This window comes from Corallococcus sp. AB038B, from assembly GCF_003668955.1.
Taxonomy (GTDB): Bacteria; Myxococcota; Myxococcia; order Myxococcales; family Myxococcaceae; genus Corallococcus; species Corallococcus exiguus.
Genome location: NZ_RAWO01000064.1, coordinates 1 through 498, shown reverse-complemented (window position 1 = coordinate 498; position 498 = coordinate 1). Strand labels below are relative to the sequence as shown.

The 498-nt window shown below is 69.7% G+C and carries 1 protein-coding gene; it reads right to left on the bottom strand.

Features of this window, described 5'->3' with window-relative positions; all coding sequences use genetic code 11:
* Nucleotides 1-498, bottom strand: a 498-nt coding sequence (locus D7Y04_RS42560; RefSeq protein WP_304988656.1) for a transketolase C-terminal domain-containing protein, incomplete at both ends; no start/stop codon positions are given.

Below are 498 nucleotides of genomic sequence, written 5' to 3'. Positions count from 1 at the left end.
CGCCGATACCCGCAAGCGCCCAGCCCTCCTCGACGATGACGGCGCGGTTCGTCTTGCGCACGCTCGCCAGGATGGCCTCCTCATCCAGGGGCCGCAGCGTGCGCAGGTCCAGGACCTCCACGCTGATGCCCTCCTTCGCCAACTCCTCGGCCGCCTGCATGCAGAAGTAATACATGCGGCTCCAGGTGATGACGGTGACGTCCGTTCCCTCGCGCTTCACGTCCGCCTTGCCCAGCGGCACGACGTGCTCGCCCTCGGGCACCTCGCCCTTGAGCGCGTAGAGCCGCTCGCCCTCGAACATGATGACGGGGTTCTCGTCGCGGATGGCCGCCTTGAGCATCCCCTTGGCGTCCGCGGGCGTCGCGGGCGCAATCACCTTCAGGCCCGGGAAGTGCGCGTAGTTGGACTCCAGCGCCTGGCTGTGCTGGCTGGACAGCCGGCCACCGGCGCCGCCCGGTCCCCGGAAGACGATGGGGCAGCGCAGCTGACCGCCGGACA